General features: G+C 67.3%; 7 protein-coding genes. All 7 read left to right on the top strand.

The annotated features are described in order from the left end of the window. Positions 1 to 302, top strand: a 302-nt coding sequence (locus FUT87_RS14990) for a DUF2147 domain-containing protein (RefSeq protein WP_147241532.1), incomplete at its 5' end; no start/stop codon positions are given. 51 nt (positions 303 to 353) lie between these two features. After that, complete coding sequence (locus FUT87_RS14985) at positions 354 to 2,750, top strand: 3-hydroxyacyl-CoA dehydrogenase/enoyl-CoA hydratase family protein (protein WP_147241531.1); 2,397 nt, start codon at positions 354 to 356, stop codon at positions 2,748 to 2,750. A gap of 26 nt (positions 2,751 to 2,776) precedes the next feature. Then, entirely contained in the window at positions 2,777 to 3,991 is a 1,215-nt protein-coding gene (locus tag FUT87_RS14980; protein WP_091726153.1) for an acetyl-CoA C-acyltransferase, read from the top strand. Positions 3,992 to 4,172: 181 nt separating this feature from the next. After that, complete coding sequence (locus tag FUT87_RS14975; RefSeq protein WP_147241530.1) at positions 4,173 to 5,024, top strand: alpha/beta fold hydrolase; 852 nt, start codon at positions 4,173 to 4,175, stop codon at positions 5,022 to 5,024. Between the two features lie 52 nt (positions 5,025 to 5,076). Next, the gene (locus FUT87_RS14970) at positions 5,077 to 5,838 is read left to right on the top strand and encodes an enoyl-CoA hydratase (protein WP_147241529.1); all 762 of its coding nucleotides are present in this window, start codon (positions 5,077 to 5,079) and stop codon (positions 5,836 to 5,838) included. A gap of 188 nt (positions 5,839 to 6,026) precedes the next feature. Beyond that, positions 6,027 to 6,275, top strand: a complete 249-nt coding sequence (locus tag FUT87_RS14965; RefSeq protein WP_147241528.1) for a hypothetical protein — start codon at positions 6,027 to 6,029, stop codon at positions 6,273 to 6,275. After that, entirely contained in the window at positions 6,272 to 6,979 is a 708-nt protein-coding gene (locus FUT87_RS14960) for a hypothetical protein (RefSeq protein ID WP_147241527.1), read from the top strand. Before FUT87_RS14965 ends, FUT87_RS14960 begins: the two co-directional genes overlap by 4 nt. The last annotated feature ends 25 nt before the right edge of the window (positions 6,980 to 7,004 follow it).

Genomic DNA, 7,004 nt, shown 5'->3' with positions numbered 1-7,004 from the left:
GCGGCGTGCTCACCGGCAAGATCGAGAAGATCACCGATCCCACCAAGCAGACCGCCAAGTGCGACGAATGCGCCGACGAGCGCAAGGGCCAGCCCATCCTGGGCCTGACCATCCTGCGCAACGTCAAGAAGAACGGCAACGACGCCGAGCTCTGGGACGGCGGCGACATCCTCGATCCGGGCAACGGCAAGGTCTATCGCGTCCGCCTGCGTCCGATCGACGGTGGCAAGAAGCTCGAGGTCCGCGGCTTCGTCGGCATGCCGCTGCTGGGCCGCACCCAGACCTGGATCCGCGTCGAGTAAGCGACGCCAGAACCCCATCCCTACATCCCAGTGATGTCCATTGGAGAAACCATGAGTCGATTCCAAGTTCGCAAGGTCGCCGTGCTCGGCGCCGGCGTGATGGGCGCGCAGATCGCCGCCCATCTGGTCAACGTGAAGGTGCCGGTCGTGCTGTTCGACCTGCCTGCCAAGGAAGGCCCGAAGAACGGCATCGTCACCAAGGCCGTCGAGGGCCTGAAGAAGCTCAAGCCGGCGCCGCTGGGCGTGCCCGAGAACGCCGCGCTGATCCAGCAGGCCAACTACGAGGAGCACCTGGAGCTGCTCAAGGACTGCGACCTGATCATCGAGGCCATCGCCGAGCGCATGGACTGGAAGCTGGATCTCTACACGAAGATCGCTCCGTTCGTCGCGCCGCATGCGATCGTCGCGTCCAACACCTCGGGCCTGTCGATCACCAAGCTGTCGGAAGTCCTGCCGGAATCGATCAAGCCGCGCTTCTGCGGCATCCACTTCTTCAACCCGCCCCGGTACATGTACCTGGTCGAGCTGATCAACACGCCGACCACCAATCCTGAAGTCATCGACCAGCTCGAGAGCTTCGTGACCTCGGCCGTGGGCAAGGGCGTCGTGCGCGCCAACGACACGCCCAACTTCGTCGCCAATCGCGTCGGCATCGCCGGCATGATGGCCACGATGATCGAGGCCGAGAAGTTCGGCCTGTCCGTGGACGTCGTCGACGACCTGACCGGCAAGAAGCTGGGCCGCGCGTCCTCGGGCACCTTCCGCACCGCGGACGTGGTGGGCCTGGACACGATGGCGCACGTCGTCAAGACGATGCAGGACAACCTGAAGGACGACCCCTTCTATTCGACCTACGCCACGCCCAAGGTGCTGGCGGGCCTGATCGAGAAGGGCGCGCTGGGCCAGAAGGCCGGCGCGGGCTTCTACAAGAAGGTCGGCAAGGACATCCAGCGCCTGGACTTCGCCACTGGCGAGTACGTCGCCGGCGGCGGCAAGGCCGACGAGATCGTCGCCCGCATGCTGAAGAAGCAGCCGGCCGACCGCATCAAGCTGCTGAAGGAATCGAGCAACCCGCAGGCGCAGTTCCTGTGGTCCATCCTGCGCGATTCGTTCCAGTACGTGGCCGTGCACCTGGACACCGTCGCCGACACCGCGCGCGAGATCGACTTCGCCATGCGCTGGGGCTTCGGCTCGCAGCAGGGCCCGTTCGAGCTGTGGCAGGCCGCGGGCTGGAAGCAGGTCGCCGAGTGGGTGCAGGCCGACATCGACGCCGGCAAGACGCTGTCGAGCGCGCCGCTGCCCAAGTGGGTCTTCGAGGGCCCGGTCGCCGAGAACGGCGGCGTGCATTCGAAGGACGGCTCGTGGAGCGCCAAGGAAGGCAAGTTCAAGCCGCGCGCCAAGCTGCCGGTCTATGAGCGCCAGGCCTTCCCCGAATCGCTGGTCGGCGAGGGCGCGGTCGAGCCGCTGAAGGCGGGCACCGAGGAGTTCAAGAACGACGAGGTCCGCGTCTGGTCGCTGGACGGCGAAGTGCTGATCGCCTCGATCAACTGCAAGCTGCACCTGATCAGCCCGACGGTCACCGAGGGCCTGCTCAAGGCGGTCGAGATCGCCGAGGCCAAGTACAAGGGCCTGGTCATCTGGTCGCCGGACGACGTGTTCTCCGCCGGCGCCAACCTGGAAGCGCTGATGCCGGTCTTCATGGCCAAGGGCGCCAAGGGCATCGCGCCGGAAGAGAAGAAGCTGCAGGACATGATGCTGCGCGTGCGCTACGCCAACGTGCCGGTCGTGGCCGCGATGCGCGGCCTGGCGCTGGGCGGCGGCTGCGAGCTGGCGGTGCACTGCGCCCGCCGCGTCGCGCACATGGAGTCGTATGTCGGCCTGGTGGAAGTGGGCGTCGGCCTGATCCCGGGCGGCGGTGGCCTGACCTACATCGCGCGCCGCGCGGCGGAGATGGCCTCGGCCGGCAACGCCAACGCGGACATCTTCGCCTTCCTGAAGGATGGCTTCACCAACGCCGCGATGGCCAAGGTGGCGACCTCCGCGCTGGAAGCGCAGAAGCTGGGCTACCTGCTGGACAGCGACGTGATCGTCCCCAACAAGGACGAGCTGCTGTTCGTCGCCACGGCGCAGGCCAAGGCGATGGCGGACTCCGGTTACCGCGCGCCGCTGAAGGCCAAGTTCCCGATCGCGGGCCGTTCCGGCATCGCCACCGTGAAGTCCTCGCTGGCCAACATGCGTGACGGCGGCTTCATCAGCGCGCACGACTTCCACCTGGCCTCGCTGATCGCGGACGTGGTCTGCGGCGGTGAAGTCGAAGCCGGCTCGCTGGTGACCGAGGAATACCTGATGTCGCTGGAGCGCAAGCACTTCTGCTCGCTGCTGGAGCACCCGAAGACGCAGGAGCGAATCATGGGCATGCTGCAGACCGGCAAGCCCGTGCGCAACTGATCCGAGCGGCACACAAGGAATCAATCATGAGCAAGCAAGTTCAAGACGCCTACATCTGCGCCGCCACCCGTCTGCCGATCGGCAAGTCGGGCCGGGGCTACTTCAAGAACACCCGTCCGGACGAGATGCTGTCCCGCGTGATCCAGGCCGCGATGGCCCAGGTCCCGGGCCTGGACCCGTCGGTCATCGAAGACGCGATCATCGGCTGCTCCTTCCCGGAAGGGGAGCAGGGCATGAACATCGCCCGCGTGGCGGCGGTGCTGTCGGGCCTGCCGAACACGGTCGGCGGCGTGACGGTGAACCGCTACTGCGCGTCGGGCATCACCGCGCTGGCGATGGCGGCGGACCGCATCCGCGTCGGCGAGAGCGAAGTGATGATCGCTGGCGGCGTGGAGTCGATGTCGATGGTGCCGATGGGTGGCAACAAGCCCTCGTTCCCGCCGGCGATCTTCGAGCGCGACGAGAACATCGGCCTGGCCTACGGCATGGGCCTGACGGCCGAGAAGGTCGCCGACAAGTGGAAGGTGAGCCGGCAGGCGCAGGACGAGTTCGCGCTCGAATCGCATCGCCGCGCGCTGGCCGCGATCGAAGGGGGCTTCTTCAAGGACGAGATCACCCCATTCGAGATCAAGGACCGCCAGCCCGACCTGAACGGCGATGGCGTGATCGTCAAGTCGCGCACGGTCGACATCGATGAAGGTCCGCGCAAGGACACGTCGATGGAGGGCCTGGCCAAGCTCAAGCCGGTGTTCGCCGCCAAGGGCAGCGTCACGGCGGGCAACAGCTCGCAGACCTCGGACGGCGCGGGCGCGCTGATCGTGGCGTCGGAGGCGGCGGTCAAGCGCTTCGGCCTGACGCCGCTGGCGCGCTTCGTGTCCTTCGCGGTGCGCGGCGTGCCGCCGGAGATCATGGGCATCGGCCCGATCGAGGCGATCCCGGCCGCGCTGAAGCTGGCCGGCATCAAGGCCGAGGACCTGGGCTGGGTCGAGCTGAACGAGGCCTTCGCGGCGCAGTCGCTGGCGGTGCTGAATGACTTGGACGCGAAGGGCATCGTGCTGGACCGCACCAAGGTGAACCCCAACGGCGGCGCGATCGCCCTGGGCCACCCCCTGGGCGCGACCGGCGCGATCCGCGCGGCGTCGGTGATCCACGGCCTGCGCCGCACCGGCGCGAAGTACGGCATGGTCACGATGTGCGTTGGCGCCGGCCAAGGCGCGGCGGGCATCATCGAGCGTCTGTAAAAAGCGCGTCGGCCACCGCAGTCCGCTCGTCCTCGGGCAGCGAGTGCGGGTGGGGCCGGAATGATGCGGGGGGTTCCCGGAGGGACGCCCCCCCGCGTCGTGGAGAGCCCGCGCCTGGCCCCACGCGGTTGGGCATCCTTCGCAGGCGCCCGCCAGCGTCTTCATCGATCGGGAGACCGCGATGATCAGTTTCCGAGCAGATGACGGTTTCGAACTCCAAGGCCACCTCTACGGCGACCCAGCGACTGCCAAGGCGGGCTTGCTGATCGCCCCCGCCATGGGCGTCGAACAGCGCTACTACGCCGCCTTCGCGCGCTGGATGGCGTCGCAGGGCTGGCTGGTGCTGAGTTTCGATTACCGCGGCATGGGCGCCTCGCGTCCCGAGTCGATGAAGCGCTCGCTGCGCGGCCTCGACGCCGACATCCGCACCTGGGCCGAGCATGACGCCGCCGCGGCGCTCTCGCATCTCAACAAGCTGCTGGGCGACGACCGCGAGATCCACTGGCTCGGCCACAGCCTGGGCGGCCAGATCCTGGGCCTGCTTCCCAACCGCTCGCGCGTCTCCCGCGCGGTGACCGTGGGCTGCGGCAGCGGCTACTGGCGCGAGAACTCGATCGGCCTGCGCCGCTACGTCTGGTGGCTCTGGTACGTCATCGTCCCGCTCGCGCTGCCCCTCTTTGGCTACTTCCCCGGCCGCAAGCTGCGCAAGGTCGGCGACCTCCCTCGCGGGGTGATGGCGCAGTGGCGCCGCTGGTGCCTGGACCGCGAATACATGATGGGCGAGGGCGGTGACGCGCTGCGCGCGCAGTACGCCTCGCTGTCGGTGCCGATGCTCTCGCTCGCGTTCACCGACGACGAATTCATGTCCCGCCGCAACACCGAGTCGCTGCACGGCTTCTACGCCGGCGCGCATCCCGAGCTGCGCCGCATCGCGCCCAAGGACATCGGCGAGCGCCGCATCGGCCATTTCGGTTTCTTCCGCGATCGATTCGAGCCAAGCCTGTGGCCGCAGGTGAGCGCCTGGCTGGCATGATCGCGGCCATTCCCAACGGCATCAACGGCCTTACCCAGCAGGAGAGTGCTCCATGAGCATCAAGACCGCCATCGTCAACGGCGTGCAGACCATCGAGATCGCACGCCCCGAGAAGAAGAACGCGCTGACCCGCGCGATGTACCAGGAGATGGCCGACGCGCTGGTCGCGGCCAACGCCGAGAACAGCGTGCGCGCGGTGCTGATCCAGGGCCAGCCGCAGATCTTCACGTCGGGCAACGACATCGAGGACTTCATGGGCAGCCCGCCGCGGGACGAGGACGCGCCGGTGTTCCAGTTCATGCGCGCGATGATCGGCTGTGACAAGCCCATCGTGGCCGCGGTGAACGGCGCGGCGATCGGCATCGGCACGACGCTGCTGCTGCATTGCGACTTCGTCTACGTGGCCGACGACGCGCGCCTGGCGATGCCCTTCGTCAGCCTCGGGCTGGTGCCCGAATTCGGTTCCAGCCTGCTCGTGCCCAAGCTGATGGGCCCGCGCCGCGCGGCCGAGAAGATCCTGCTGGGTGACCCGTTCACCGGCGAGCAGGCGGTGGAATGCGGCATCGCGAACGCGGTGCTGCCGGCCGGCGAAGTGGTCGGGCAGGCGCGCCGCGTGGCCGAGCGCTTCAACAAGCTGCCGCCGAGCGCCGTGCGCGAGAGCAAGCAGCTGATGCGCCGCGCGACCAAGGAGCAGCTGCTGGAAACCATCCAGGCCGAGGCCGAGATCTTCGGTGCGCGTCTACGCAGCCCCGAGGCGATGGAAGCCTTCCAGGCCTTCTTCCAGAAGCGCCAGCCGGACTTCTCGAAGTTCTGATCGCCGTTGCGCCAGGTCGCGCGCGTGAGGTCCGACGCGGCAGAGCTTGCCGAGCGTGAACCCTCATTCGCGTGATCCAGCCCACTTGCTCAGGGCAACGTCGATGGTTTCTGCACGGCAACGTGCCATTGGCCTGAGGCTCACGCCTCGCCATCATGAGGACTCCCCGTTGATTGGAGCGAGTCCCGATGAGCAAGAAGCGGAATGGCAAGAAGGGCGGTCGCCGAGTTGCCTATCGGCGATCCGAGAAGTCAGCGAGGATCGCGGTCAAGCTGCCGGAGCCCTGCACCTTCGCGCACAAACTCGGCACGCTGGGGCTGCCGCAGGCCTGTGAGAACGTGATCAGGCGTGTCGAGGACGTCCAGATCGCGATCCAGCTGGCGCAGCAAGCGGGCATCATCGACGAGTTCGGCAACCTGACGCCGGAGTACCAATGAGCGACGGGCAGCTCGTGCTCGCGTATCACGGCTGTGACGTGTCCACCAGGGACCGGCTCGTCCGAGGGACTCTCCCGCATCTCGCGCCTTCGGCCAATCGCTACGACTGGCTGGGCGGCGGCGTCTACTTCTTCGAGGGGGATGCGGAGCGGGCACTGAGCTTCGCGAAGTCCGCGAGCATGCAACCCGCCAGGCATCTCTCCGCCAGGCCTGTGGTGAGCCCCTCGGTTGTCGGCGCGGTCCTGTGCGTGTCTCGTTGGTGGGACATGACCACAGTGGAAGGGCGTCGAAGCTATCTCAATGCACTGGGGGACCTGCGGGAGGCTCAGACCATGCTGAATCGGCCCATGCCCATGAACGAAGCGGCTGCCTTGGATGACGAGACCGTGCTGCTGCGACGCCTGGACTGTGCCGTTTTCAACATGGGGCATTTGATTCGGGAGCGGCAAGGACGGCCTGCCTTCCAGGCAGTACGGGCGGCCTTCTACCAGGGGCGTCCCGTGACCGACACGTCGGAATTCCGCACGGGCACCCACCTGCAGATCGCGCTTCGTGATCCCGGATGCGTGAAGGGCTGGTTCCTGCCCCCGGCCCTGGGATCCGTACTGCTGGATGAGGGGGAGCTCGCGCGGGCCGATCGACTCATGGAAGAGGCCGCGCGATCCCGACAGTTGCAGAAGCCGCGCGTGCGGGTGAAGTCATGAACATCGACGAAAGAATCGACAACGG

The sequence above is a fragment of the Mitsuaria sp. TWR114 genome, assembly GCF_007997345.1.
Note: the sequence above shows the minus strand (reverse complement) of the source record. Positions and strands in the feature narration are given on the sequence as shown.

Bases quoted from the DNA above. Each gene is read 5' to 3' on its own strand.
- FUT87_RS14960 (WP_147241527.1), top strand. From the start codon at position 6,272: ATGAGCGACGGGCAGCTCGTGCTCGCGTATCACGGCTGTGACGTGTCC.
- FUT87_RS14985 (WP_147241531.1), top strand. From the start codon at position 354: ATGAGTCGATTCCAAGTTCGCAAGGTCGCCGTGCTCGGCGCCGGCGTG.
- FUT87_RS14975 (WP_147241530.1), top strand. From the start codon at position 4,173: ATGATCAGTTTCCGAGCAGATGACGGTTTCGAACTCCAAGGCCACCTC.
- FUT87_RS14970 (WP_147241529.1), top strand. From the start codon at position 5,077: ATGAGCATCAAGACCGCCATCGTCAACGGCGTGCAGACCATCGAGATC.
- FUT87_RS14980 (WP_091726153.1), top strand. From the start codon at position 2,777: ATGAGCAAGCAAGTTCAAGACGCCTACATCTGCGCCGCCACCCGTCTG.
- FUT87_RS14965 (WP_147241528.1), top strand. From the start codon at position 6,027: ATGAGCAAGAAGCGGAATGGCAAGAAGGGCGGTCGCCGAGTTGCCTAT.